Source organism: Pantoea sp. E956-1 (assembly GCF_982223955.1).
In genome coordinates this window covers 1-26,351 of sequence record NZ_CEUYZP010000008.1, presented here as the reverse complement: position 1 = coordinate 26,351, position 26,351 = coordinate 1, and the positions used below count along the sequence as shown (strand labels likewise).

Annotated in this window: 25 protein-coding genes; 17 read left to right on the top strand and 8 right to left on the bottom strand. The window is 54.5% G+C overall.

Annotated features, from left to right (window positions below; translation table 11 throughout):
- The 15 genes from cdsA to AC0T7J_RS17855 all read left to right on the top strand — a co-directional run bounded on the left by cdsA (window position 1) and on the right by AC0T7J_RS17855 (window position 18,423).
- Window positions 1-858, top strand: coding sequence for a phosphatidate cytidylyltransferase (cdsA, locus tag AC0T7J_RS17925; RefSeq protein WP_473795635.1), 858 nt, complete (start codon window positions 1-3; stop codon window positions 856-858).
- A gap of 12 nt (window positions 859-870) precedes the next feature.
- On the top strand, window positions 871-2,217 hold the full coding sequence (gene rseP, locus AC0T7J_RS17920) for a sigma E protease regulator RseP (RefSeq protein WP_010671861.1): 1,347 nt from the start codon (window positions 871-873) through the stop codon (window positions 2,215-2,217).
- A gap of 51 nt (window positions 2,218-2,268) precedes the next feature.
- Window positions 2,269-4,680, top strand: a complete 2,412-nt coding sequence (gene bamA / locus AC0T7J_RS17915) for an outer membrane protein assembly factor BamA (RefSeq protein WP_031591211.1) — start codon at window positions 2,269-2,271, stop codon at window positions 4,678-4,680.
- Window positions 4,681-4,790: 110 nt separating this feature from the next.
- Complete coding sequence (skp, locus tag AC0T7J_RS17910) at window positions 4,791-5,288, top strand: molecular chaperone Skp (RefSeq protein ID WP_010254125.1); 498 nt, start codon at window positions 4,791-4,793, stop codon at window positions 5,286-5,288.
- Between the two features lie 3 nt (window positions 5,289-5,291).
- Window positions 5,292-6,317, top strand: a complete 1,026-nt coding sequence (gene lpxD, locus AC0T7J_RS17905; RefSeq protein ID WP_010254128.1) for a UDP-3-O-(3-hydroxymyristoyl)glucosamine N-acyltransferase — start codon at window positions 5,292-5,294, stop codon at window positions 6,315-6,317.
- 152 nt (window positions 6,318-6,469) lie between these two features.
- A complete protein-coding gene (gene fabZ / locus AC0T7J_RS17900) occupies window positions 6,470-6,925 on the top strand; it encodes a 3-hydroxyacyl-ACP dehydratase FabZ (RefSeq protein ID WP_003852639.1) in 456 nt (151 codons plus the stop codon).
- 3 nt (window positions 6,926-6,928) lie between these two features.
- Window positions 6,929-7,717, top strand: coding sequence for an acyl-ACP--UDP-N-acetylglucosamine O-acyltransferase (gene lpxA, locus AC0T7J_RS17895; protein WP_010254134.1), 789 nt, complete (start codon window positions 6,929-6,931; stop codon window positions 7,715-7,717).
- Between the two features lie 3 nt (window positions 7,718-7,720).
- Complete coding sequence (gene lpxB / locus AC0T7J_RS17890; RefSeq protein WP_473795634.1) at window positions 7,721-8,869, top strand: lipid-A-disaccharide synthase; 1,149 nt, start codon at window positions 7,721-7,723, stop codon at window positions 8,867-8,869.
- Window positions 8,862-9,488, top strand: a complete 627-nt coding sequence (rnhB, locus tag AC0T7J_RS17885) for a ribonuclease HII (protein ID WP_022625455.1) — start codon at window positions 8,862-8,864, stop codon at window positions 9,486-9,488. Before lpxB ends, rnhB begins: the two co-directional genes overlap by 8 nt.
- A gap of 31 nt (window positions 9,489-9,519) precedes the next feature.
- Window positions 9,520-13,002, top strand: coding sequence for a DNA polymerase III subunit alpha (gene dnaE, locus AC0T7J_RS17880; RefSeq protein ID WP_473795633.1), 3,483 nt, complete (start codon window positions 9,520-9,522; stop codon window positions 13,000-13,002).
- Between the two features lie 12 nt (window positions 13,003-13,014).
- Window positions 13,015-13,971 (top strand): acetyl-CoA carboxylase carboxyl transferase subunit alpha, encoded by a 957-nt coding sequence (accA, locus tag AC0T7J_RS17875; RefSeq protein ID WP_003852630.1) that lies wholly within the window; start codon window positions 13,015-13,017, stop codon window positions 13,969-13,971.
- A gap of 170 nt (window positions 13,972-14,141) precedes the next feature.
- Entirely contained in the window at window positions 14,142-16,292 is a 2,151-nt protein-coding gene (locus tag AC0T7J_RS17870) for a lysine decarboxylase LdcC (RefSeq protein ID WP_473795632.1), read from the top strand.
- A gap of 64 nt (window positions 16,293-16,356) precedes the next feature.
- Window positions 16,357-16,746, top strand: a complete 390-nt coding sequence (locus AC0T7J_RS17865) for a VOC family protein (RefSeq protein WP_473795631.1) — start codon at window positions 16,357-16,359, stop codon at window positions 16,744-16,746.
- Between the two features lie 52 nt (window positions 16,747-16,798).
- Window positions 16,799-18,115, top strand: coding sequence for a tRNA lysidine(34) synthetase TilS (gene tilS / locus AC0T7J_RS17860; RefSeq protein WP_473795630.1), 1,317 nt, complete (start codon window positions 16,799-16,801; stop codon window positions 18,113-18,115).
- A complete protein-coding gene (locus tag AC0T7J_RS17855) occupies window positions 18,115-18,423 on the top strand; it encodes a c-type cytochrome (protein ID WP_039391386.1) in 309 nt (102 codons plus the stop codon). Before tilS ends, AC0T7J_RS17855 begins: the two co-directional genes overlap by 1 nt.
- Window positions 18,424-18,463: 40 nt before the next feature.
- Here AC0T7J_RS17855 and rof read toward each other — a convergent pair whose 3' ends face one another.
- Entirely contained in the window at window positions 18,464-18,724 is a 261-nt protein-coding gene (gene rof / locus AC0T7J_RS17850) for a Rho-binding antiterminator (RefSeq protein ID WP_010254167.1), read from the bottom strand.
- Window positions 18,711-18,911, bottom strand: a complete 201-nt coding sequence (locus tag AC0T7J_RS17845) for a YaeP family protein (protein WP_010254172.1) — start codon at window positions 18,909-18,911, stop codon at window positions 18,711-18,713. Before AC0T7J_RS17845 ends, rof begins: the two co-directional genes overlap by 14 nt.
- Before the next feature lie 217 nt (window positions 18,912-19,128).
- Between AC0T7J_RS17845 and arfB the strand changes: the two genes are divergently transcribed.
- Window positions 19,129-19,539: an alternative ribosome rescue aminoacyl-tRNA hydrolase ArfB gene (gene arfB / locus AC0T7J_RS17840; protein WP_010254175.1), complete on the top strand. Its 411-nt coding sequence runs from the start codon at window positions 19,129-19,131 to the stop codon at window positions 19,537-19,539.
- A gap of 232 nt (window positions 19,540-19,771) precedes the next feature.
- On the opposite strand, the gene proS is transcribed toward arfB, so the two are convergent.
- The 6 genes from proS to metN form a co-directional block, all read right to left on the bottom strand.
- Window positions 19,772-21,490, bottom strand: a complete 1,719-nt coding sequence (gene proS / locus AC0T7J_RS17835; RefSeq protein ID WP_473795629.1) for a proline--tRNA ligase — start codon at window positions 21,488-21,490, stop codon at window positions 19,772-19,774.
- A gap of 89 nt (window positions 21,491-21,579) precedes the next feature.
- Window positions 21,580-22,284: a tRNA (N6-threonylcarbamoyladenosine(37)-N6)-methyltransferase TrmO gene (gene tsaA / locus AC0T7J_RS17830; RefSeq protein ID WP_010254180.1), complete on the bottom strand. Its 705-nt coding sequence runs from the start codon at window positions 22,282-22,284 to the stop codon at window positions 21,580-21,582.
- Window positions 22,281-22,679: an Rcs stress response system protein RcsF gene (gene rcsF, locus AC0T7J_RS17825; RefSeq protein ID WP_031591195.1), complete on the bottom strand. Its 399-nt coding sequence runs from the start codon at window positions 22,677-22,679 to the stop codon at window positions 22,281-22,283. Before rcsF ends, tsaA begins: the two co-directional genes overlap by 4 nt.
- A gap of 128 nt (window positions 22,680-22,807) precedes the next feature.
- Window positions 22,808-23,623 carry a MetQ/NlpA family lipoprotein gene (locus tag AC0T7J_RS17820; protein ID WP_010254184.1) on the bottom strand — a complete coding sequence of 272 codons (816 nt, stop codon included), beginning with the start codon at window positions 23,621-23,623 and terminating at the stop codon, window positions 22,808-22,810.
- A gap of 34 nt (window positions 23,624-23,657) precedes the next feature.
- On the bottom strand, window positions 23,658-24,311 hold the full coding sequence (locus tag AC0T7J_RS17815; RefSeq protein WP_031375299.1) for a methionine ABC transporter permease MetI: 654 nt from the start codon (window positions 24,309-24,311) through the stop codon (window positions 23,658-23,660).
- Entirely contained in the window at window positions 24,304-25,335 is a 1,032-nt protein-coding gene (metN, locus tag AC0T7J_RS17810; protein ID WP_473795628.1) for a methionine ABC transporter ATP-binding protein MetN, read from the bottom strand. The genes AC0T7J_RS17815 and metN overlap by 8 nt, the downstream gene beginning before the upstream one ends.
- A 189-nt stretch (window positions 25,336-25,524) precedes the next feature.
- On the opposite strand from metN, the gene gmhB reads away from it, so the two are divergent.
- Entirely contained in the window at window positions 25,525-26,085 is a 561-nt protein-coding gene (gmhB, locus tag AC0T7J_RS17805) for a D-glycero-beta-D-manno-heptose 1,7-bisphosphate 7-phosphatase (protein ID WP_473795627.1), read from the top strand.
- Window positions 26,086-26,351: the final 266 nt, after the last annotated feature.

The window sequence follows — 26,351 nt, the reverse complement described above, 5'->3', positions numbered from 1 at the left end:
TTGCTGAAGTCTCGTCTGATTACCGCGTTGATATTAATTCCGCTGGTAATAGCTGCACTGTTCTGGTTACCGCCTGTTGGCTTCGCCCTGACAACCATCGTTATCTGCATGCTGGCAGCCTGGGAATGGGGTCAGTTTGCAGGGATGGCATCACGGCAACAGCGCGTCTGGCTGGCTGTACTTTGTGGTCTGCTGCTGGCGCTGATGCAGTTTACGCTGCCACCCTATCAACACACGGTGCATCTGCCACAGATCGCGACCTCGCTTTGGGCGTCGCTGGTGTGGTGGGTCGTTGCACTGCTGCTGGTGCTCTCTTATCCCGCTTCTGCGGCCTTCTGGCGCCATTCGCGTCCACTTCGCTTAGTGTTTGGCGTATTAACGCTGGTGCCCTTTTTCTGGGGCATGGTGGCGCTGCGCCAGTATCACTATGACACCGACCACTTCGCCGGTGCCTGGTGGCTGCTGTTTGTGTTGCTGCTGGTGTGGGGAGCGGATTCAGGTGCCTATATGTTTGGCAAGATGTTCGGCAAGCACAAGCTAGCGCCAAAGGTCTCACCAGGCAAAACCTGGGAAGGCTTCCTGGGCGGTCTGGTCACCTCGGCGCTGATTGCAGTGCTGTTTGCGACGCTGGCGCCACTGACGGTTTCCACCGGTACGCTGGTGATTTGCGCGATTATCGCGACGCTGGCCTCCGTGCTGGGCGACCTCACTGAGAGCATGTTCAAACGTGAAGCGGGCATCAAAGACAGTGGTAATCTGATTCCTGGTCACGGCGGCATTCTTGATCGTATTGATAGTCTGACTGCGGCGGTGCCGGTGTTTGCCTGTTTATTGCTGCTGGTGTTTCGCACCCTTTAAGGACAGGCAAAGATGTTGAGCATACTCTGGAGTTTCGTCGCCTTTATCGTTGCGCTGGGCGTATTAATTACCGTTCATGAGTTTGGCCATTTCTGGGTCGCTCGTCGCTGTGGCGTCAAAGTTGAGCGCTTTTCCATTGGTTTTGGTAAGTCGCTCTGGCAGCGCCGCGATCGCCACGGCACCGAATTTGTCATCGCGCTGATTCCCCTCGGCGGCTACGTTAAAATGCTCGACGAGCGTGTTGAAAGCGTGCCAGCCGAATTCCGTCATCAGGCTTTTAACAACAAAGCCGTCTGGCAACGCGCCTCCATCATTGCGGCAGGTCCTGTCGCTAATTTCATCTTTGCCATCTTTGCCTACTGGGTTGTGTTTATCCACGGCGTACCGGGTGTGCGCCCGGTAATCGGTGAAATTTTAAACGGTTCGGTGGCTGCGGAAGCGCAAATTACGCCCGGCATGGAACTTAAGGCTGTTGACGGTATCGAAACGCCTGACTGGGATGCTGTGCGTATGGCGCTGGTGGGTAAAATCGGCGACAGCAGCACCACCTTAACAGTGGCTCGATTTGGCGAGGACGCGACCCAGCAGAAACAGCTGGATTTGCGTAACTGGCAGTTTGAGCCTGATAAGCAGGATCCGGTCGTCGCGTTAGGGATTCAGCCACGTGGTCCGCAGATTGAGACCACGCTGGCAGAAGTGCAGGCGAACTCGCCAGCCAGTGAAGCCGGTTTGCAAGCAGGCGACAGGATCGTTAAAGTCGATGGTCAGCCATTATCGCAGTGGCAGACTTTTGTCACGCAGGTCCGGGATAATCCCGGCAAAAGCATGGCGCTTGAGGTGGATCGCGGCGGTGAGTCTATTGCGCTGACGATGACGCCAGAAGCGAAATCTGGCAGTAAAGCGGGATTTGCGGGTGTCATTCCGCGCATTGTTCCTCTGCCAGAAGAGTACAAGACGGTAAGACAGTATGGCGCGTTTGCGGCTATCGGTGAGGCCAGTGTAAAAACCTGGCAACTGATGAAGCTCACCGTCTCCATGCTGGGCAAGTTAATAACCGGTGATGTGAAGCTGAACAACCTGAGCGGGCCAATTTCCATTGCGCAGGGTGCAGGGTTGTCAGCAGAGTATGGGTTGATTTACTACCTGATGTTCCTGGCGTTGATTAGCGTCAACCTGGGCATCATCAACCTGTTCCCTCTGCCGGTTTTAGATGGTGGGCACTTGCTCTTCCTGGCGATCGAAAAGATCAAGGGTGGACCGGTGTCCGAGCGAGTTCAGGACTTTAGTTATCGCATCGGTTCAATTTTACTGGTGCTGTTAATGGGGCTTGCACTTTTCAATGATTTCTCACGTTTGTAACCGCTGGAACGCGAACATTCGAGGGATGTGTTAGGAAAACGCATAACAACGATGGCGATGAAAAAGTTGCTCATAGCGTCGCTGCTGTTTAGCAGCGCCACCGTTTACGGTGCAGACGATTTCGTAGTGAAGGATATTCATTTCGAAGGGCTGCAGCGAGTCGCCGTCGGCGCGGCTCTGCTGAGCATGCCAGTACGGGTTGGCGATACGGTGAATGACGATGATGTCAGAAATACCATTCGCTCGCTGTTCGCTACTGGCAACTTTGAGGATGTTCAGGTCCTGCGAGACGGTACAACGCTGATTGTCCAGGTCAAAGAACGTCCTACCATTGCCAGCATTACCTTCACCGGTAACAAAGCGGTGAAAGAGGATCAGCTCAAACAAAATCTGGAAGCCTCAGGTGTTCGTGTCGGCGAAGCGCTGGACCGGACTACCATCTCCTCTATCGAGAAGGGGCTTGAGGATTTCTACTACAGCGTAGGTAAATATACCGCCAACGTAAAAGCCGTGGTCACGCCACTGCCGCGTAACCGTGTAGATCTGAAGCTGGTCTTTACTGAAGGTGTCTCTGCAAAAATTCAGCAGATCAACATCGTCGGTAATAAAGCCTTTAGCTCCGATGAGCTGATTTCCCGCTTCCAGCTGCGCGATGAAGTGCCATGGTGGAACGTGGTCGGCGATCGTAAATATCAGAAGCAGAAACTGGCGGGTGACCTTGAAACCCTGCGCAGCTTCTATCTGGATCGTGGCTATGCACGCTTTAACATCGATTCGACGCAGGTCAGCCTGACGCCTGATAAAAAAGGCATCTACATCACGGTGAACATCACCGAAGGTGACCAGTACAAAATCGCAGGCGTGATCGTCAATGGCAGCATGGCGGGCCATTCAGCAGAAATTGAACATCTGACCAAGATTCCGGCAGGCGAGCTTTATAACGGCGCCAAAGTCACGAAAATGGAAGATGACATCAAGAAACTGCTGGGCCGCTACGGCTATGCCTATCCGCGCGTGGCAACACAGCCAGAAATCAACGACGCCGACAAAACCGTAAAACTGCATATCAATGTGGATGCCGGTAACCGTTACTATGTCCGTAACGTCCGTTTCGAAGGCAATGACACGTCGAAAGACTCCGTGTTACGTCGCGAAATGCGTCAGATGGAAGGCGCGTGGCTGGGCAGCGATCTGGTTGAACAGGGTAAAGAGCGTCTGAACCGTACCGGTTACTTTGAAACCGTTGATGTGGATACTCAGCGTGTGCCAGGTTCGCCGGACCAGGTCGACGTGGTCTACAAGGTTAAAGAGCGTAACACCGGTACCTTTAACTTCGGCGTCGGCTACGGCACCGAAAGTGGTGTGAGCTTCCAGGTCGGCGTAACGCAGGATAACTGGCTGGGCACCGGTAACACCGTGGGCATCAGCGGGACCAAGAACGATTACCAGACCTATGCTGAATTCTCGCTGACTGACCCTTACTTTACCGTTGATGGTGTCAGTCTGGGTGGTCGTCTGTTCTACAACGACTTTAAAGCAGATAATGCGGACCTTTCTGACTATACCAACAAAAGTTATGGTCTGGATGGCACGCTTGGCTTCCCGATTAACGAAAACAACACCCTGCGTGTCGGTCTGGGCTATGTCCACAATGACTTGTCAAACATGCAGCCGCAGGTGGCGATGTGGCGTTATCTTGACTCGGTCGGCAAGCCGCAGCAGCTCAATGATGAAGGTGATTTCTCAGCAGATGACTTCACCTTTAACTACGGCTGGACTTATAACACCCTGGACCGCGGTTTCTTCCCGACGTCCGGTAACCGTACCAACCTGAACGGTAAGGTGACGATTCCAGGCTCGGATAACAGCTTCTATAAGGCCACGCTGGATACTCAGCAGTATGTGCCGATTAACCAGGATCGTACCTGGGTGCTGTTAGGCCGTGGTCGCGTAGGTTATGGCGATGGTCTCGACGGCAAAGAGATGCCGTTCTATGAGAACTTCTACGCCGGTGGTTCAAGCACCGTGCGCGGCTTCCAGTCCAACACCATTGGACCGAAAGCAGCCTACTTAAATAACAACTCGTCGAACTGCCGAATCGCCGATCCAAATGGCGTCTGTAAGTCTGACGATGCGGTGGGCGGTAACGCCATGGCGATTGCCAGCCTTGAGCTGATTACGCCAACGCCGTTCCTGAGCGAGAAGTATGCTAACTCGGTTCGTACCTCGGTGTTTGTCGATGCCGGTACAGCGTGGGACACCCATTGGGAAAATACCGCAGAAACGCGTGCGGCCGGCATTCCTGACTACAGCGATCCAAACAATATCCGTGTATCCAGCGGTGTTGCGCTGCAGTGGATGTCACCGCTCGGCCCGCTGGTGTTCTCTTACGCCCAGCCGATGAAGAAAGTCGATGGAGACAAGTCAGAGCAGTTCCAGTTTAACATTGGTAAAACCTGGTAATGATCTGAGCATGGATGCATAGCTGAAGTATTGCTGCCGGACAGCACCTGTTGCTGTTCCGGGGCAAACACTGTGTCGCTGACACAAACGTTGATGGTAAGGAGTTTATAGTGAAAAAGTTGTTGTGTGCCGCAGGTCTGGGTCTTGCTTTAGCGGTCTCCGCTGGTGTTCAGGCTGCCGACAAAATTGCAGTGGTAAACGTGTCCAGCATTTTCCAACAGTTACCGCAACGTGCGACTGTTGCTAAACAGCTGGAAAACGAGTTCAAAGGCCGTGCAACTGAGTTGCAGAGCCAGGAGCGCGATCTGCAAACCAAAATGCAGCGTCTGCAGCGTGACGGTTCTACCATGAAGGCGAGCGAACGCAGCCGTATGGAAAAAGATGTCATGTCTCAGCGTGAAGCTTTCTCTACAAAAGCTCAGTCTTTTGAACAGGATAATCGCCGTCGTCAGATGGAAGAGCGTAACAAGCTGCTGAGCCGTATTCAGGATGCCGTGAAGAAAGTCGCTGACAGCGATGGTTACGACGTCGTGATCGACGCTAACGCGGTGGCTTATGCGTCAAACGCAAAAGACATCACTGCTGACGTGCTGAAACAGGTTAAATAATTCATGTCATCTATTCGACTGGCTGATTTAGCCCAGCAGTTGGATGCAGAATTGCACGGAGATGGCGATATCGTCATCTCCGGCATTGCTTCTATGCAATCCGCCACAACTGGCCAAATCACTTTTCTTGCAAACAGCCGTTACCGCGAGCAACTCGCCCTGATTAAGGCCTCAGCCGTGGTGCTGACGGAAGCGGATCTGGAGTGGTGCAATACCGCAGCGCTGGTGGTGAAAGATCCCTACCTGACCTATGCGCGTATGGCACAAATACTCGATACCACGCCACAGCCAGCGCAAAATATCGCTCCCAGTGCAGTGATCGATCCCTCAGCCCGACTCGGTAGCAACGTCGCTATTGGCGCCAATGCGGTGATCGAAGCGGATGTTGAGCTGGGCGATAACGTGGTCATTGGTGCAGGATGTTTTGTTGGCAAAAAAACCCGTATCGGCAGCGGTACCCGTCTCTGGGCCAACGTCTCTGTTTATCACGAAATTGAAATCGGTCAGGATTGCCTGATTCAGTCAGGTACCGTCATCGGTTCTGATGGTTTCGGTTATGCCAACGATCGCGGTAACTGGGTGAAAATCCCGCAGTTAGGCGCGGTGATAATCGGCGATCGCGTAGAAATAGGTGCCTGCACCACTATCGATCGCGGTGCGCTGGATAACACTCTGATCGGCAATGGTGTTATCATAGACAACCAGTGCCAGATCGCTCACAACGTAGTTATTGGCGACAATACTGCGGTTGCAGGCGGTGTGATCATGGCGGGTAGTTTGAAAATTGGGCGTTACTGTATGATTGGCGGTGCCAGCGTCATTAACGGCCATATGGAAATCTGTGACAAAGTAACGGTGACCGGTATGGGTATGGTCATGCGTCCTATCACAGAGCCTGGTGTCTATTCATCAGGCATTCCGCTGCAACCCAACAAAACCTGGCGCAAAACTGCAGCGCTGGTGATGAACATCGATGACATGAGCAAACGCTTAAAAGCCATCGAGCGCAAGGTCGGCAAAGACGACTAACCGCCATCCCAAAACTGACCGGCTTTCATAATAAAAATGTTAAGCAGGGAAGCCCGGCGCCACAGAACCTATTTGCGGCCTGCGGAAGATCATTTTGATCTGTGCAGGCCGTGTTATTGATGTCATCAGATTTTTAGGACAGGAAGAGTATTTTGACTACTGAAACTCATACTCTGAAAATTGAAGAGATTTTAGAGCTGCTGCCGCACCGCTATCCGTTTCTGCTGGTAGACCGCGTGCTGGAATTTGAAGAGCACAAATACCTGCGTGCAGTGAAGAACGTTTCTGTTAATGAACCGTTTTTCCAGGGGCATTTCCCTGGTAAACCGATTTTTCCTGGCGTTCTGATCCTGGAAGCGATGGCGCAGGCTACCGGTATTCTGGCGTTTAAAAGCGTAGGTAAACTGGAGCCAGGCGAACTCTACTACTTTGCCGGTATCGACAGTGCCCGTTTCAAGCGCCCTGTGGTACCTGGCGACCAAATGATCATGGAAGTCACTTTCGAGAAAACCCGCCGTGGTCTGACCCGCTTTAAAGGCGTGGCGACTGTCGACGGTAAAATCGTTTGTGAAGCGACCATGATGTGTGCCCGCAGCCGGGAGGCATAATTCGTGATTGATCCAACAGCCACTATCCATCCCAGTTCAGTCATCGAAGAGGGCGCTATTATTGGCGCCCGCGTTCACATTGGCCCGTTTTGCTTTATTGGTGCGAATGTTGAGATCGGTGAAGGAACGGTACTGAAGTCACATGTTGTGGTGAACGGCCACACGCGCATTGGCAAAGATAATCAGATTTATCAGTTCGCCTCAATTGGCGAAGTGAATCAGGATCTGAAATATGCCGGTGAGCCAACACGGGTTGAGATCGGTGATCGTAACCGCATCCGTGAAAGTGTGACGATTCATCGCGGCACCACGCAGGGTGGCCAGGTCACCACGGTGGGCAGCGATAATCTGCTGATGGTGAATGCTCACATCGCGCATGACTGCGTGATTGGCAACCGCTGTATCTTCGCCAACAACGCCACCCTGGGTGGTCACGTGACGGTCGATGATTTCGCCATTATTGGCGGCATGACAGCGGTACATCAGTGGTGCATCATCGGTGCTCACGTGATGGTTGGCGGCTGTTCCGGCGTGGCGCAGGATGTGCCGCCTTACGTTATTGCGCAGGGCAACCACGCTACGCCGTTCGGGATTAATATCGAAGGTCTCAAGCGTCGTGGCTTCAGCAAAGAGTCGTTGCACGCTATCCGCAACGCCTACAAGTTGCTCTATCGCAGCGGCAGAACGCTGGAGGAAGTGAAGCCGGAGATCGAAGCCATCGCACAGCAGCACAGCGAAGTGCAGCCTTTCTACGATTTCTTCACCCGTTCAACCCGTGGATTAATTCGTTAATCCATGTCAGCGCGTCCCTTAACGATTGCCCTGGTCGCCGGAGAAACCTCCGGCGATATTCTTGGTGCAGGTCTGATCCGTGCCCTTAAAGCCCGTCATCCGGATGCACGCTTTGTCGGCGTAGCGGGTCCCCTGATGCAGGCAGAAGGGTGTGAGGCCTGGTATGAGATGGAAGAGCTGGCGGTGATGGGCATTGTCGAAGTGCTCGGTCGCCTGCGACGCCTGCTGACAATCCGTCGCGATCTCACCCGGCGTTTTACCGGACTCCGACCCGATGTCTTTGTCGGGATTGATGCGCCCGATTTCAATATCACGCTGGAAGGCAATCTTAAACGCACTGGCATTCGCACTATCCACTATGTCAGCCCCTCGGTGTGGGCATGGCGGCAAAAGCGTGTCTTTAAGATTGGTCGTAACACCAATCTGGTGCTGGCGTTCCTGCCGTTTGAAAAAGCTTTCTACGATCGCTATAACGTTCCCTGTCGTTTTATCGGGCACACCATGGCGGATGCCATGCCGCTGCAACCCGATAAGCTGGCTGCACGCCGTCATCTGGGCATTGCCGATGATGCGCTCTGTCTGGCCTTGCTGCCCGGCAGCCGGGGTGCGGAAGTGGAAATGCTCAGCGCCGATTTTCTGAAAACCGCTCAGTTGTTGCGTCGTCACTATCCGGCGCTGGAAATCGTGGTGCCGCTGGTCAACGCCCGTCGCCGCGAACAGTTTGAGAAGATTAAAGCCGAAACCGCCCCCGAACTGCCGATGCATCTGCTTGATGGTCAGGGACGTGAGGCGATGATTGCGAGCGATGCCGCACTCCTGGCGTCAGGCACTGCCGCACTGGAGTGCATGCTGGCAAAATGCCCAATGGTCGTCGGTTATCGCATGAAGCCGGCTACCTTCTGGCTGGCGAAACGGCTGGTCAAGACCCCTTACGTCTCGCTGCCAAACCTGCTGGCAGGACGTGAGCTGGTCAAAGAGTTACTGCAGGATGAGTGTCAGCCTGAAGCCCTGGCCGCAGCGTTAGATCCGCTACTGCATGCCGGACCTGAGCGTGAAACACTCCTGCAGACGTTCCATGAATTACATCAACAGATCCGCTGGAACGCCGATGAGCAGGCAGCGGATGCGGTACTGGAGCTGGTGAATGCCTGATTTTATCTATCCTGTCGCCAGACTGATTGCCGGTGTGGACGAAGTGGGGCGCGGTCCGCTGGTTGGCGCGGTCGTTACTGCTGCGGTGATCCTCGATCCGGCAAACCCGATTACCGGTCTGGCTGACTCTAAGAAACTGTCTGAAAAGCGCCGCCTGGCGTTGTACGACGAAATTAAAGAGAAGGCGCTGGCATGGAGTCTGGGACGCGCAGAGCCTGAAGAGATCGATCAGCTCAATATTCTGCATGCCACCATGCTGGCAATGCAGCGCGCCGTAGCTGGCCTCGGCATTCAGCCCGATTATGTGTTGATTGATGGCAATCGCTGCCCGGCACTGCCAATGCCTTCACAGGCGGTGGTCAAAGGGGATAGTCTGGTTGCCGAAATCAGTGCGGCATCGATCATCGCCAAAGTGTCGCGTGATCAGGAGATGACCGAACTCGATCTGCTGTTCCCGCAGTATGGTTTTGCGCAGCACAAAGGTTATCCGACGGCGCTGCATATGGAAAAACTGACGCAGTATGGCGTCACGCCGCACCACCGTCGCAGTTTTGCGCCCGTACGCAATGCGCTGCTCGATGCTGAAGTACTGGCTGCCCGCCAGACCCTTACGCTTTAATAGCCTGACGCTGTTTTAACCGGAAACTGATATGGCTGAACCCCGTTTTATACATCTGCGTGTCCACAGTGATTATTCGATGGTTGATGGCCTGGCGAAAACCGGGCCGCTGATCAAGAAGGCGGCTGCCCTTGGCATGCCGGCTATCGCGATTACCGACTTCACTAACCTCTGTGGTCTGGTGAAATTTTACGGTGGCGCACACAGCGCAGGGATAAAGCCGGTCATTGGTGCCGATTTCAACGTTGCCAGTGAGCTGATGGGGGATGAACTGACACAGCTTACCGTGCTGGCGTCCAGTAATACCGGATACCAGAACCTGACGCTGCTGATCTCCCGCGCCTATCAGCGTGGTTATGGCGTAGACGGACCGATTATCGATCGCGACTGGCTGATTGAATTGCAGGAAGGATTAATCCTGCTGTCGGGCGGACGGCGCGGCGATGTGGGTCGCAGCCTGTTGCGCGGCAACAATGCCCTGGTTTCGCAATGCCTGTCGTTTTATCAGCAACATTTCCCCGATCGCTACTACCTGGAGCTGATTCGTACCGGCCGTCAGGATGAAGAGAGCTATCTGCATGCGGCAGTTGAACTGGCGATTGCAGAGGGAATACCGGTGGTTGCCACCAATGAAGTCTGCTTTATTAATGCAGAAGATTTCGATGCGCACGAAATTCGCGTTGCCATTCATGACGGCTATACGCTGGATGATCCCAAGCGTCCGCGCAACTACAGTCCTCAGCAATATATGCGCAGCGAAGAGGAGATGTGCGAGCTCTTCTCGGACATCCCGGAAGCGCTGGAAAACAGCGTAGAGATTGCTAAGCGTTGTAACGTCACGGTCCGGCTGGGCGAGTACTTCCTGCCGCAGTTCCCGACCGGTGACATGACCACCGAAGATTATCTGGTGGTGAAATCCCGTGAGGGTCTGGAAGAGCGTCTCGAGTTTCTGTTCCCGGACGAAGCCGAACGCCTGGAAAAACGTCCGGAATATGATGAGCGTCTGGAGATTGAACTCACCGTTATTAACCAGATGGGCTTCCCCGGCTACTTCCTGATCGTAATGGAGTTCATCCAGTGGTCCAAGGACAACGGCGTGCCGGTCGGGCCGGGTCGTGGCTCCGGTGCCGGTTCGCTGGTGGCCTATGCGCTGAAAATCACCGATATCGATCCGCTGGAATTTGACCTGCTGTTTGAACGCTTCCTGAACCCGGAACGTGTCTCAATGCCCGACTTCGACGTCGACTTCTGCATGGAGAAGCGCGATCAGGTGATCGAACACGTTGCAGATATGTACGGACGTGAAGCGGTTTCCCAGATTATTACCTTCGGCACCATGGCGGCGAAAGCGGTCATTCGCGATGTGGGCCGCGTGCTGGGACATCCTTACGGCTTCGTTGACCGCATTTCAAAACTGATCCCGCCGGATCCCGGCATGACGCTGGAAAAAGCCTTTATTGCTGAACCGCAGCTTCCCGCCATGTATGACGCGGACGAAGAGGTTAAAGCGCTGATCGACATGGCGCGCAAACTGGAAGGGGTCACGCGTAACGCCGGTAAACATGCGGGCGGCGTAGTCATTGCGCCAACGAAGATCACCGATTTTGCGCCGCTCTATTGCGATGAGCATGGGCAGTTCCCGGTGACCCAGTTCGATAAAAATGATGTGGAATATGCCGGCCTGGTGAAGTTCGACTTCCTGGGTCTGCGTACGCTGACCATCATCGACTGGGCGCTGAAGATGATCAACCCGCGCCGGGAAAAGCAGGGGCTGGAGCCGATCGATATCGCCTCTATCCCGCTGGATGATAAGAAAAGCTTCGATATGCTGCAGCGCTCGGAAACCACCGCGGTGTTCCAGCTTGAATCGCGCGGCATGAAAGATCTGATTAAGCGTCTGAAGCCCGACTGCTTCGAAGATATGATCGCACTGGTGGCGCTGTTCCGTCCTGGCCCATTGCAGTCAGGCATGGTGGATAACTTCATTGACCGTAAGCATGGCCGTGAAGCGATCTCCTATCCCGACATTCAGTGGCAGCACGAAAGCCTGAAACCGGTGCTGGAACCAACCTACGGCATCATCCTCTATCAGGAACAGGTGATGCAGATCGCCCAGGTTCTCTCCGGTTACACGCTGGGCGGTGCAGATATGCTGCGTCGCGCCATGGGTAAAAAGAAACCTGAGGAGATGGCCAAACAGCGTTCTGTATTCCGCGACGGTGCCGAAAGCATGGGTATCGACGGGGAACTGTCGATGAAGATCTTCGATCTGGTAGAAAAATTTGCAGGTTATGGCTTTAACAAGTCACACTCCGCGGCTTACGCACTCGTCTCCTACCAGACGCTGTGGCTGAAGGCGCACTATCCGGCTGAGTTTATGGCTGCGGTCATGACCGCCGATATGGACAACACCGAAAAAGTGGTGGGCCTGGTCGATGAGTGCTGGCGTATGGGGCTGAAAGTCCTGCCGCCCGATATTAACTCCGGTCTCTATCCGTTCCACGTCAATGAAGCGGGCGAGATCGTCTACGGTATTGGCGCGATCAAAGGCGTGGGTGAAGGCCCAATCGAAGCGATCATCGACGCCCGTAACGAAGGCGGTTATTTCCGCGAGTTGTTTGATCTCTGCGCCCGTACCGACACCAAAAAGATCAACCGTCGGGTGATGGAAAAATTGATCATGTCCGGGGCCTTTGATCGCCTTGGACCACATCGCGCTGCGCTGATGAGTTCACTCAGTGATGCGTTAAAAGCGGCCGACCAGCACGCGAAAGCGGAAGCGATTGGTCAGGCTGATATGTTTGGCGTGCTGGCGGAAGAGCCGGAACAGGTTGAAAAATCGTATGCCAGCGTCACGCCGTGGCCTGAGCAGGTGCAGCTGGATGGCGAACGGGAAACGCTGGGGCTTTACCTTACCGGCCACCCGATTAATCAGTATCTGAAAGAAATTGAGCGTTACGTTGGCGGGGTGCGGCTGAAAGATATGCATCCTACCGATAGGGGTAAAATTACCGTGGCGGCCGGTCTGGTGATCGCGGCACGGGTAATGGTCACCAAACGCGGCAACCGAATTGGTATCTGTACTCTGGACGATCGCTCCGGTCGTCTTGAGGTGATGTTATTTACCGATGCGTTAGATAAATACCAGCAGTTGCTGGAGAAAGACCGAATTCTGATCGTCAGCGGACAGGTCAGCTTTGATGACTTCAGTGGTGGCCTTAAAATGACCGCTCGTGAAGTCATGGACATCGACGAAGCTCGCGAAAAATACGCGCGCGGACTTGCTATCTCGCTGACGGACAGGCAAATTGATGACCAGCTATTAAACCGACTCCGTCAGTCTCTGGAACCTCATCGATCAGGGACTATTCCGGTGCATCTCTACTATCAGAGAGCCGACGCGCGAGCGAAGCTGCGCTTTGGTGCAGCATGGCGAATTTCGCCCAGCGATCGTTTACTTAACGATCTGCGCTCGTTGATTGGATCGGAGCAGGTGGAACTGGAGTTTGACTAGAACAGGAACATTATGAGTCTTAATTACCTGGATTTTGAACAGCCAATTGCAGAACTGGAAGCGAAGATCGATTCGCTGACCTCAATTGGTCGTCAGGATGATAAACACGTTAATCTGGATGAAGAAGTTCAGCGTCTGCGTGAGAAAAGCGTTGAGCTGACCCGTAAGATCTTCGCCGATTTGGGCGCATGGCAAATCGCTCAGCTGGCGCGTCATCCTTTGCGTCCTTATACCTTTGACTATGTGCGCAACGCCTTCGACGATTTCGATGAGCTGGCGGGCGACCGTGCTTATGCCGATGACAAAGCGATTGTGGGCGGGATTGCACGTCTTGATGGACGTCCGGTGATGATCATCGGGCACCAGAAAGGCCGTGAAACCAAAGAGAAAATTCGCCGTAACTTCGGCATGCCAGCACCGGAAGGCTATCGCAAAGCGCTGCGCCTGATGGAGATGGCTGAGCGTTTCAAAATGCCAATCATCACCTTCATCGACACACCGGGTGCCTATCCGGGTGTGGGCGCGGAAGAACGTGGGCAGTCTGAAGCGATTGCCCGCAACCTGCGTGAAATGTCTGGCCTGAAAGTGCCGGTGATCTGTACTGTCATCGGTGAGGGCGGTTCAGGTGGTGCGCTGGCGATTGGCGTGGGCGACAAAGTGAATATGCTGCAGTACAGCACCTATTCAGTGATCTCGCCGGAAGGCTGTGCATCTATTCTGTGGAAAAGCGCTGATAAAGCGCCGCTGGCCGCTGAAGCCATGGGTATTACTGCTCACCGCCTGAAAGAGCTTAAGCTGATTGACTCTGTCATCCCTGAGCCGCTGGGTGGCGCGCATCGCCGTCCGGTCGATATGGCGCAGTCACTGAAGCAGCAACTGCTGGCTGATCTGGCCGATCTCGATGGATTAAGCACTGAAGAGCTGCTGGACCGTCGTTATCAACGCCTGATGAGCTACGGCTACGCCTGATCTCATCCCATCCATAAAAGCGGACTCCGGTCCGCTTTTTTTATGCCGCCGGTTTATCTCCGCACACTGTTCCCCCCTTCTTTCAGCGCCTTCTGATAGCCGCCTTGCTACACCTGCCGTGGGTTAGCGGTTATGCTTGTCCGGTTCCACAATAATCAGGGAGAGGGGCAGTGAATATTCTGGCGATCATGGGCGCGCACGGCGTGTTTTATAAAGATGAACCGTTACGCGAACTCGACGCGGCGTTAAATCTGCAAGGCTTCAGGCTGCTTTACCCGAAAAACAGTGACGATCTGCTGAAACTGATCGAGCACAATCCGCGTATCAGCGGCGTCATCTTCGACTGGGACGCGCACAACAGTCCGGAACTGTGCGGTGAGATTAATCAGCTCAACGAATACCTGCCGCTGTACGCCTTTATCAATACCCACTCGCAGATGGACATCAGCGTCAATGAGATGCGCATGCCGCTGCACTTTTTTGAGTACGCGCTGAATGCCGCCGACGATATCGCGCTGCACATCCGGCAATATACCGATGACTATCTCGACCACATTACGCCGCCGCTGACTAAAGCGCTGTTCACCTATGTGAAAGAGGGCAAGTACACTTTCTGCACGCCGGGCCATATGGCGGGCACCGCGTTTCAGAAGAGCCCGGTGGGCTGCCTGTTCTACGATTTCTTCGGGGCCAATACCCTGAAATCGGACATCTCAATTTCCGTTACCGAACTGGGTTCGCTGCTTGATCACACCGGTCCGCACCTTGAAGCGGAGGAGTACATTGCACGCACTTTTGGCGCCGAGCAGAGTTACATGGTGACCAACGGTACTTCAACGTCGAACAAAATTGTCGGCATGTATGCCGCACCGGCGGGCAGTACCGTGCTGATCGATCGCAACTGCCACAAGTCACTGACCCATCTGCTGATGATGAGCGATCTTATCCCCATCTGGCTGAAGCCGACCCGCAATGCGTTGGGTATTCTCGGCGGTATCCCGAAGCAGGAGTTCACCCGCGAGAGCATTTCGCTCAAGGTGGCTGCCACCGACCGTGCCACGTGGCCGGTTCATGCGGTGATCACCAACTCCACCTATGATGGGCTGCTCTACAATACCCAGTACATCAAAGAGACCCTGGATGTACCGTCGATTCATTTCGATTCAGCCTGGGTGCCTTACACTAATTTCCATCCGATCTATGCCGGTAAAAGTGGCATGAGTGGCGACCGCATCCCAGGAAAAGTGGTGTATGAGACGCAATCAACCCACAAACTGCTGGCGGCGTTTTCGCAGGCATCAATGATTCACATTAAGGGCGACTACGACGAACAGACGTTTAACGAAGCCTACATGATGCACACCACCACCTCGCCCAATTACGCCATCGTCTCCTCTATTGAAACTGCTGCTGCCATGCTGCGTGGCAATCCCGGTAAACGACTGATCAATCGCTCGGTGGAGCGCGCGCTGCACTTCCGCCGGGAGATTCAGCGCCTGCGCGAAGAGTCCGACAGCTGGTTCTTTGATATCTGGCAGCCGGAAGAGGTTGACGAAGCGCAATGCTGGCCGATCCAGCCCGGCGACGAAAAGTGGCACGGATTTACTCAGGCCGATCGCGATCATATGTATCTCGATCCGATCAAAGTCACCATTCTGACGCCGGGCATGAGCGAGCTGGGAGAGATGGCAGAAGAGGGGATTCCGGCGGCGCTGGTGGCGAAGTTTCTTGATGAGCGCGGCATCGTGGTGGAGAAAACCGGCCCCTATAACCTGCTGTTCCTGTTCAGCATTGGCATCGACAAAACCAAAGCGATGAGCGTGCTGCGCGGGCTGACTGAGTTCAAACGCGCCTACGATCTCAATCTACGGGTGAAAAACATGCTGCCGGATCTCTATGCCGAAGATCCTGACTTTTATCGCAATATGCGCATTCAGACACTGGCGCAGGGGATCCATCAGCTGATCCGCCATCACGATCTGCCGCGTCTGATGCTGCAGGCATTTGATGTCCTGCCCGAAATGAAGATGACGCCGCACCAGGCGTTTCAGCAGCAGGTGAAGGGCAACATCGAAACGGTGGATCTCAGCGAACTGGTCGGGCGGGTGTCGGCCAATATGATTCTGCCTTATCCGCCAGGCGTTCCACTGGTGATGCCTGGCGAGATGATTACTGAGAAGAGCCGCGCGGTGCTCGATTTTCTGCTGATGCTGTGCAGCATTGGCCGACATTATCCGGGCTTCGAAACGGATATTCACGGCGCCAGCCTGACCGAAGAGGGCGAGTATCGCGTCCGCGTGCTGAAAAACGACCTCGCATAAACTTTTAAACAACTATCAGCGGCAGGGTGTCTGTGGACAGCCTGCCTGAATCAGGGAATTGAACATGTTGCAGTTAACCGTTATTCACCACATCGCCATCATCGCCTCTGACTATCAGCGCAGCAAAGCATTCTATTGTGATGTACTGGGTTTCCGTCTGACGGGCGAGTATTACCGCGAAGCGCGGGACTCCTGGAAAGGCGACCTTGCCCTACAGGATCGCTATACCATTGAGCTGTTCTCTTTTCCTGAGCCGCCGGCGCGGGTCAGTCATCCTGAAGCGTGTGGCCTGCGTCATCTGGCCTTTACCGTGCCGGATGTTGCCGCTGCCGTCGCGACGCTGGCCGATAAAGGCGTGATCTGCGAGCCGATTCGCATCGATGACCTGACCGGTAAACAATGCACTTTCTTTGCCGATCCGGATGGTTTGCCGCTGGAGCTTTATCAGGCGTAAAATAGCGCGCTCAGCGGGCGACATTCAGTGGCCCGACCTTCTGGATTCTGCCATGTCTTTGCCCGCTTTTGACACCCTGTTGCAACCTGATGCCGCCCTGGTGGTTGCATTCAGCGGTGGACTGGATTCAACCGTGCTGCTGCATCAGCTTCGCGGCTGGCAGCAGCAGCATCCTCAGTTGCGCCTGCGGGCACTGCATGTTCACCATGGGCTTAGCCCGAATGCCGATCGCTGGGCAGCCCATTGCCTGTCGGTTTGCGCGCAGTGGCATCTGCCCTGTGAAGTGCTCCGCGTCACTGTAGATGGCAGGGAAAACGGCATTGAAGCGGCCGCCCGCACCGCCCGTTATCAGGCGCTGCGTGCCGCACTGCAGCCGGGCGAAGTGTTACTCACTGCGCAGCACCTCGACGATCAGTGCGAAACATTCCTGCTGGCGCTGAAGCGCGGCAGTGGTCCCGCCGGGCTGGCAGCGATGCCAGCTACACGCACGCTGGACTCTCATCAGCTGGTGCGTCCGCTGCTGCATCAGACGCGACAGTCGCTTGAAGCCTATGCCGACGCGCATCAGCTGGTATGGATTGAAGATGAGAGCAATCAGGACCTTCGCTACGACCGCAACTTTCTGCGTCAGCGGCTGCTGCCTGAGCTTTACCAGCGCTGGCCCCATTTTGCCGAGGCAACGGCCCGAAGTGCGGCGTTGTGCAGTGAGCAGGAGCAGTTGCTGGATGAACTGCTCGCCGGACAACTGGCAGAGCTGATCCAGCCTGATGGCAGCCTGAACTTTCCGCCCTTAATGGCCATGAGTGAGCTGCGTGCTAATGCTTTATTACGGCGCTGGATCGCCGGACAGGGTGGGGCGATGCCGTCCCGAGAAGCGCTGAAACGTATTCACGACGAAGTGATGGCGAGCCGGGAGGATGCGCAGCCCCGGCTGCGATTCGGTCAGGCTGAACTCCGTCGTTACCGTCAGCAGCTCTACTGGCTACCGTTGTTCAGTTCACTGCGCGACACCGTGCTGGCATGGCCCGATCTTTGCCAGCCGCTGGCGTTACCGCAGAACCTTGGCATACTGCGTGCCAGCCAGTCAGAGAGCCTGTTGCGCTATCCTGCACCGGATGAGCAGGTCAGCGTGCGGTTTCACGCACAGGGTCATCACCATCTGGTGGGCCGTCGTGGCGGAAGGGAAATGAAAAAACTGTGGCAGGATTTGCATATACCGCCGTGGCAGCGTGAACGGCTGCCGTTAATTTTTTATAACCAGACGCTGGTCTGCGTTCCGACTCTCTTTGTCACCCGTGATGGCGCGGCACCTGATCAGCAGGGCTGGCAGATAGTCTGGGATGGGGCATCCGGCGCAGGAGAACAATAATGAAACAGTGGCTTATCGCCTGTTTAGCGGTCACCGTGTTACCGGCATGGGCAGCGGGTGATGCACAGCGCGGCGCACAGAAAGCGGGCAGTTGCATGGCCTGTCATGGCGCAGCGGGAAAAGCGGCGGTGCCGCTCTATCCTGACCTGGCCGGGCAGCATGCACCTTATCTGGAACATGCTCTGCAGGCCTATAAAAAGGGCGAACGCAGTGGCGGTCAGGCTGAAGTCATGAAGGCGTTTGTGGCGGGATTGAGTGACAGCGATATGGCGGATTTAGCGGCGTACTATGGGTCGTTGCAGCCCTGAATTTTTACAGGGCGGAAAGGTCCCGCCCTGAATGCGTAGGTTACTCTGCGCTGACAACCACCGTACCCAACTCGGGATGGGTGAAGCTGGCGATATGGTCGAGACGTAATTCGCGATGTTCACCGGAAAGATCGATAGCCAGATATTCAACGTTCTTACGTGAAAAGATCTCTTTGGCCTTAGCCTTAAGCTGCTCGCCATCTTTCATTTCCAGCGACAGCATCCAGTTGTTCTGGCAGGCGAGCTCCAGATTATCGTAATCATCGCAATTGATAGGTTGGTACGCTTCATTTATCAACATAGTCGCTCACCAATAAGTTAGCAGCGGCGTAGGCCGCCTGTTCCCTGACAGAAGAGTTTAGCTCAGTATTTGCGGCAACATCATTAAGTGCCTTCAATGCGCAGCCAATCGCATCCGGTATGTAACCTAAATCCCCGCTGCCGATTTCGGCATACTTCCGGCGAACTAACTCACAATAATTTTGCACGTGGCCCTCCTCGGCAGAGCGTAAATACTCTGGTTAACTGGCGACTATATCATAGCCATTTAGAGGAAATCAGCCTGTGTAAAGCAGGAACAGTGCGCGAATCACTGCTAAAGTGACAGATTCCGCTGTCTGAGGCGGAATGAATCGGAGCACAAAAGGTTAATTTGATGAACAGCTTATCGGAGGTCAACGTGGTTAAGGTGTGGGGAGCGAGCTTATGATTATGCTATCCCGTTCGGTTGAGATTCCGGAGAGTGAGATCGAGCTGACGGCGATTCGTGCTCAGGGCGCAGGCGGACAACACGTCAATAAAGCCAGCACCGCTATTCATCTGCGCTTCGATATTGCTGCCTCTTCACTCCCCGCGTTTTATAAAGAGCGGCTGCTCACCGCCACTCATCATTTGATTACCGGTGATGGCGTTGTGGTGATCAAGGCGCAGGAGTATCGCAGTCAGGAGATGAATCGTGAAGCGGCGCTGCAACGTCTGGTTAATCTGATCCAGGAACTGAGTACCGTTGAAAAAGCCCGGCGCGCCACGCGGCCGACCCGCGCTTCAAAAGAGCGCCGTCTGGAAGGAAAAGCCCGCCGCAGTTCAACGAAATCGATGCGCGGCAAGGTGCAATAAAAAACGCCCCGCAGGCGGGGCGTTTGAGTACTTACAACGTCAGGGGCTAGCCGCGAAGAGATCGAGCCTGCTCAGGGAACGGGGTCAGATCGGAAAGTCGCTAAAGCCATCCATGGCCGCTCGGCCCGCACCGTCCCTGGCGCGGGACGCTTTCCTCTCCTGACCCGGTTCCCTTCGCGTTGACATTATCTGTTGCGGCCAGATTCAGCCCGCTTTGATTAACGCTAAGAACTTACTTATCCAGAGCCTTCAGCAGGAATTCAACAATTTCATCCTGCTTAATCATCTGCTTCTCACCGGCACGACGTGATTTGTACTCAATCTCCTGATTATCGAGATTGCGGTCGCCAATGACGATGGTGTGTGGCACACCGATCAGTTCCATATCCGCGAACATCACGCCCGGACGCTCTTTACGGTCATCCAGAATAACCTCAACGCCTTTGGCACGCAGGGTGGCATACAGCTCTTCCGCCAGCTCTTTAACCCGGAACGATTTCTGCATGTTCATTGGCAGGATCGCAACTTCGAAAGGTGCCAGTGCGGCTGGCCAGATGATACCGCGATCGTCATGGTTCTGCTCAATGGCTGCCGCAACAACGCGCGTGATGCCGATGCCGTAGCAGCCCATGCTCATCACCTGATTGCGGCCATCTTCGCCCTGAACCGATGCTTTCAGCGCGTCAGAATATTTGGTGCCGAGCTGGAAAATATGACCGACTTCGATGCCGCGTTTAATCTGCAGCGTGCCTTTGCCATCCGGGCTTAAATCGCCTTCGACCACGTTACGGATATCCGCAACGCTGGCCAGCGGCAGATCGCGCTCCCAGTTAATGCCGAAGTAGTGCTTACCATCGACGTTGGCACCGGCGCTGAAGTCGCTCATCTTCGCCACGGTACGGTCAGCAATGACAGGCATCTGCAGACCAACCGGGCCGATTGAACCCGGTCCGGCACCGACTGCGGCGCGAATCTCTTCTTCGGTCGCGAACACCAGCGGTGACGCCACGATCTCTGACTTCTCCGCTTTGATTTCATTAAGCTGATGATCGCCGCGTACCAGCAGGGCAACCAGCGCGTGGCCGCTCTCTTCCGCACCTTTAACAATCAGCGTTTTCACTGTTTTTTCAACAGGCACACTGAATTGCTCAACCAGCTCCGCGATGGTTTTTGCGTCTGGTGTCTCGACCAGGTGCATCTCCTGCGACGGCGCTGCGCGCTCACCGGCGGGTGCGACGGCTTCGGCCAGCTCAATATTGGCCGCGTAATCAGAATCGGTAGAGAAGATCACATCATCTTCACCGCTCTGCGCCAGAACCTGGAACTCATGGGAGGCGCTGCCGCCAATCGAGCCGGTGTCGGCCTGCACGGCGCGGAAATCCAGGCCCATACGGCTGAAGATCTGGCTATAGGCGCGGTACATCGCGTCATACGTTTCCTGCAGCGACTCCTGCGAAACGTGGAACGAGTAAGCATCTTTCATGATGAATTCACGTGAACGCATCACGCCAAAGCGCGGACGGACTTCATCACGGAATTTGGTCTGGATCTGATAGAGGTTGAGCGGCAGTTGCTTATATGAGCTCAGCTCATTGCGGATCAGGTCAGTGACCACCTCTTCATGCGTCGGACCCAGCACGAACGGACGCTCGTGGCGATCTGCAATACGTAACAGTTCCGGGCCATACTCCTCCCAGCGACCGCTCTCCTGCCACAGGTCGGCGGGCTGCACAACCGGCATTAAAATCTCAACCGCGCCCGCGTTGTTCATCTCTTCGCGCACGATGTTTTCGACTTTTTTCAGCACGCGAACCCCGGTCGGTAACCAGGTGTACAAGCCAGAAGCCAGTTTGCGGATCATACCGGCGCGCAGCATCAGCTGATGGCTGATCACTTCAGCGTCGGAAGGCGTCTCTTTCTGAGTAGAGAGCAGATATTGAGTAGTACGCATTGATTACGGTTCCAGTTGATCGGAAAGTCACAGACAGAATTTTGCTGGCGGCTAGTGTACCAGTGAGATCACCGGCTCAAAAGCGGGTTTTAACGCGGGTCGATAGCGATCACTTCAGTACCGGCATCGTCAATGCGCCAGCGTACATTAAAATCCATCAGCCAGGCCGCATATTCCCGCGCCTGCGTCTCGCCCTGACGGTAAGCGGGACGGGGATCCTGTGCCAGCACTTCACTGATAAAGCGAGCCAGATTGGGGTAGCGCGACTGCTGGTGGAGCTGCTGTTGTGCCAGCGCGGAGAAGCGAACCGGCATATCAGCCGCAGGTGCCGCCTGAGCAAAACCCGCCTGGGCATGGGGCAATGCTTCGGCAAAGGGCAGATAAGGTTTGATATCCACCACCGGGGTGCCATCAACCAGATCCAGACTGCCAAGCTGCAGGATCACCTGCTGTTTTTCAATCCTGATACCTTTTAGTTCAACCAGCGACATGCCAATGGGATTGGGACGGAACGTTGAACGTGTCGCAAATACACCCATGCGCGCATTGCCGCCCAGCCGGGGAGGGCGAACCGTGGGACGCCAGCCGCCTTCCATCGTCTGATGGAAGACAAACAGCAGCCAGAGGTGGCTGAACGCTTCCAGTCCACGCACCGCTTCCGGCTGATTGTAAGGTGGCTGCAGGTGCAGTTCGCCGCCGCCATCCTGCACCAGCCCTGGCTGGCGCGGCACGGCAAACTTCTCCTTCCACGGTGAGCGGATTACCCCAATTTGCGCAAAGGCGAATTCACTCATTGATTGCTGACTTTCAGTGCCGAACCCTGACACACCGCCTGACGATAGCAGCCTGGCGTGCCGGTAACGATTTCACACTGATGCAGCAGCACCGCATTGGCTTTCATCTGTGACGCTTTGATCTGCAGGCGTTTACGTGCAGTAGCGATGTTGGCTGGGGAGTTCTGATTACTGATCTGGCAATCTTCAGCGGAGACTTCACCCAGATCGCGGAACGGCTTGCTGACCAGATCGGCGGCATCGGTATAGAGCTTAACCGGTGCCGGTCGTGACACAGGCTTGCGGGTGGGTTCACTGGATTGCTGCGGCCGGGACGGTGCGCTGCTTATCGGGTGATACTCATGAACACACCCTGTCAGCATCAATGCTAACAAGCAGAGCGGTAAAAAACGCATGGCAACATCCTCAGGTTTCAAAAAGTGGCGTTATTGAAACAAGGACAAGAATAAATAACAAGTCGGGCAGGGCACCCAATAACAGAAAGGGCGGCATAGCGCCGCCCTTAAGGAGATGAACAGCTGAATTACCAGCCTTTAACCGCGCCGCCGTTAAAGACTTTGTTAGCGGCATCGTAGACTTCGTCAGACTGGTAAGCCTTGACGAATTTCTTCACGTTTTCCGCATCTTTATTATCTTCGCGCGCGACAATCAGGTTTACGTAAGGTGAATCTTTATCTTCGACGAAAATGCCATCTTTGGCTGGTGTCAGGCCAATCTGGCTGGCGTAAGTGGTGTTGATCACCGCCAGCGCGATCTGCTGATCGTCCAGTGAGCGAGGCAGTTGCGGTGCTTCCAGCTCAACAATTTTCAGATGCTTAGGGTTTTCAGTGATATCCAGTGAGGTTGGCAACAGGCCCACGCCATCTTTCAGTTTGATCAGACCTACTTTCTGCAGCAGCAGCAGCGTACGGCCCAGGTTGGTCGGGTCGTTTGGAATGGCAACCTGAGCGCCATCCTGCAGCTCATCCAGTGACTTGATCTTTTTCGAATAGCCCGCGATCGGGTAGACGAAGGAATTACCCACTGAAACCAGCTTGTAGCCACGATCTTTGATTTGCTGATCCAGATACGGTTTGTGCTGGAAGGCGTTGACGTCGATATCGCCTTTGCTCAGCGCTTCATTCGGCAGTACGTAATCGTTGAAGGTGACCAGCTCAACGTCCAGACCATATTTCTCTTTGGCAACTTTCTGTGCTGCTTCAGCAACCTGCTGCTCAGCACCGACAATCACGCCCACTTTGATGTGGTTAGGGTCTTTCTCTTTTTGATCGCATCCTGCCAGCGCAATCGCGCCAATCAGTGCACCCACAGCGGCAATTTTCTTGAATCTGAAAGACATATCCTTTCCTTCTTAATAATGTGATATTGCTGGCTTATTTATGGGACACCGCACGCACGATGCGGTCGCCACAGAATTGAATGAGATACACCAAAACCACTAACAACACCAATACCGTATTCATCACAGTGGCGTTGTATCCGATATAACCATACTGATAACCGATCTGGCCCAGACCACCGGCGCCCACCGCGCCACCCATGGCGGAGTAACCAACCAGGGTAATCAGGGTGATGGTCGCAGCATTCACCAGGCCAGGCATCGCTTCCGGCAGCAGAACCTTACGGATGATCTGCATTGGCGTGGCGCCCATGGCACGTGACGCTTCAATCAGTCCGGTAGGCAGTTCCAGCAAGGCATTTTCAACCATACGCGCGATAAATGGCGCCGCGCCTACGGTCAACGGCACGATGGCCGCCTGCAGTCCGATTGAGGTGCCGACGATGACGCGAGTAAAAGGAATCATCCAGACCAGTAAGATAATGAAAGGAATGGAGCGGAAGATATTCACCAGCGCGGAGAGCACGCGATAAAGTCCCTGATTCTGCAGAATCTGGCCTGGACGGGTGACATAGAGTAAAACGCCGACCGGCAGACCCAGCACAAAACCGAAAAAGCCCGAGACGAAGGTCATCATCAGCGTTTCCCACACGCCCCGTCCCAGCAACCACATCATCGCTTCAGACATAACCTAACACCTCTACTTTCACATGATTCTCCTTCAGCCAGGCAATCGCCTCGCGGGTATCGCTTTCTGTGCCGTGCATTTCGGCCAGCATAATGCCGAACTTCACGCCACCGGCGTAATCCATCTGGGCACTGATAATGTTGTTATTCACGTTGTAACGGCGCGCGGCTTCAGACAGCAGCGGCGCATCAACCGATTTACCGGTGAATTCCAGTCGCAGCAGGGGCACGGTGCCTTCAGTGGCGGTGGCAGAAAGACGCTGCTGGTAATCATCCGGAATATCCAGATGCAGCGTAGACTGAATAAACTGCTGCGCCAGAGGTGTCTTAGGATGAGAGAAGACCTCACTGACGCTATCTTTCTCAATCAGCTCACCGTGACTGATGACCGCAACCTGATCGCAGATGCGTTTTACTACATCCATTTCATGGGTGATCAGCAGAATCGTCAGCCCAAGCCGGCGGTTAATGTCTTTAAGCAATTCCAGAATAGAGCGGGTCGTCGCGGGATCCAGTGCGCTGGTGGCTTCATCACACAGCAGAACCTTGGGATTGCTGGCCAGGGCACGGGCAATCGCGACACGCTGCTTCTGTCCGCCCGACAGATTCGCGGGCCACGCATCATGCTTGTCTGATAATCCCACCAGTTCCAGCAGCTCATTTACGCGAGCAGTGATCTGAGCGCGGGAGAGATTACCGAGTTCAAGTGGAAGAGAGACGTTGCCCGCGACGGTACGGGAATTCATCAGATTGAAGTGCTGGAAGATCATGCCGATCTGGCGGCGCGCCTGGGTTAACTGACGTTCGTTGAGTGCGGTTAAATCAGCCCCGTCTACCAGAACGCGGCCCGAAGTCGGGCGCTCCAGCAGGTTAACGCAACGAATCAACGTACTTTTACCGGCACCGGAAGCGCCGATAACGCCATAAATCTGTCCGGCAGGCACGTGCAGACTGACATCCGTTAACGCCGGAACAGACCGCGTGCCTTGCTGAAACACCTTGGTGATATTTTCTAGTTTAATCATTATGTTATTTATTATCGTGTTGCGTTGTCCGTGGTGTGGGAAGCCTCGTCGCTTTTATTCGGTATAAAAGCTGGATGGATGTTAAGGCATCCAGACGTCTAAATCAATGGAAGTGATTCAATCTGACATTCTCCCTTTTATAGCAATCATGCGATACTGATCGGCAATTTTTACAGCAGGAGTTTCTACGTGGCGAATAAAGTCCCCGCTATTTTTCTTGATCGTGATGGCACCCTTAATGTCGACAATGGCTATGTCCATGAGATCGATGACTTCCAGTTTATTGACGGCACGATTGAAGCGCTGCAACAACTAAAGGCAATGGGTTTTGCGCTGGTGGTCGTGACCAATCAGTCTGGCATCGCGCGCGGTATGTTTACTGAAGATACCTTTATGCGGCTGACAGAATGGATGGACTGGTCGCTGGCCGATCGTGATGTTGACCTTGATGGCATCTATTTCTGTCCTCACCATCCTGAAGCAACAGTAGCAGAGTTCCGTCAGGCCTGTGACTGCCGTAAGCCTCAGCCGGGTATGCTGCTGACGGCAAAGGAAGAACTGAATATTGATATGGCCGCTTCTTATATGGTGGGTGACAAGCTGGAAGATATGCTGGCAGGGCAGGCTGCCGGTGTCGGCATGAAAGTACTGGTGCGCAGCGGCAAACCGGTCACCGCTGAAGGTGAAGCAGCAGCAGATTGGGTAATTAATAGCCTGGCAGAGCTCCCGGCGCGCATTAAAAAGGGGTAAAACGGCGCTTTTGTGCAAATTTCAGACGAACAGAAAAAAAGTCTCAATTTGCACTTGCGCTATCTGAGCCGTTCCCTATAATGCGCCTCCACTGACACGGTAAACCGGAAACGGAAAACGGGTCAGGAGGCACAGGAGACTGCGCCGCCGGAGAAAAACTTCTGAAATAGAGGTTGACTCTGCAGGAGGAAAGCGTAATATACGCCACCTCGCGACAGGACGCTAACGCACTGTTCGCACTGCTCTTTAACAATTTATCAGACAAT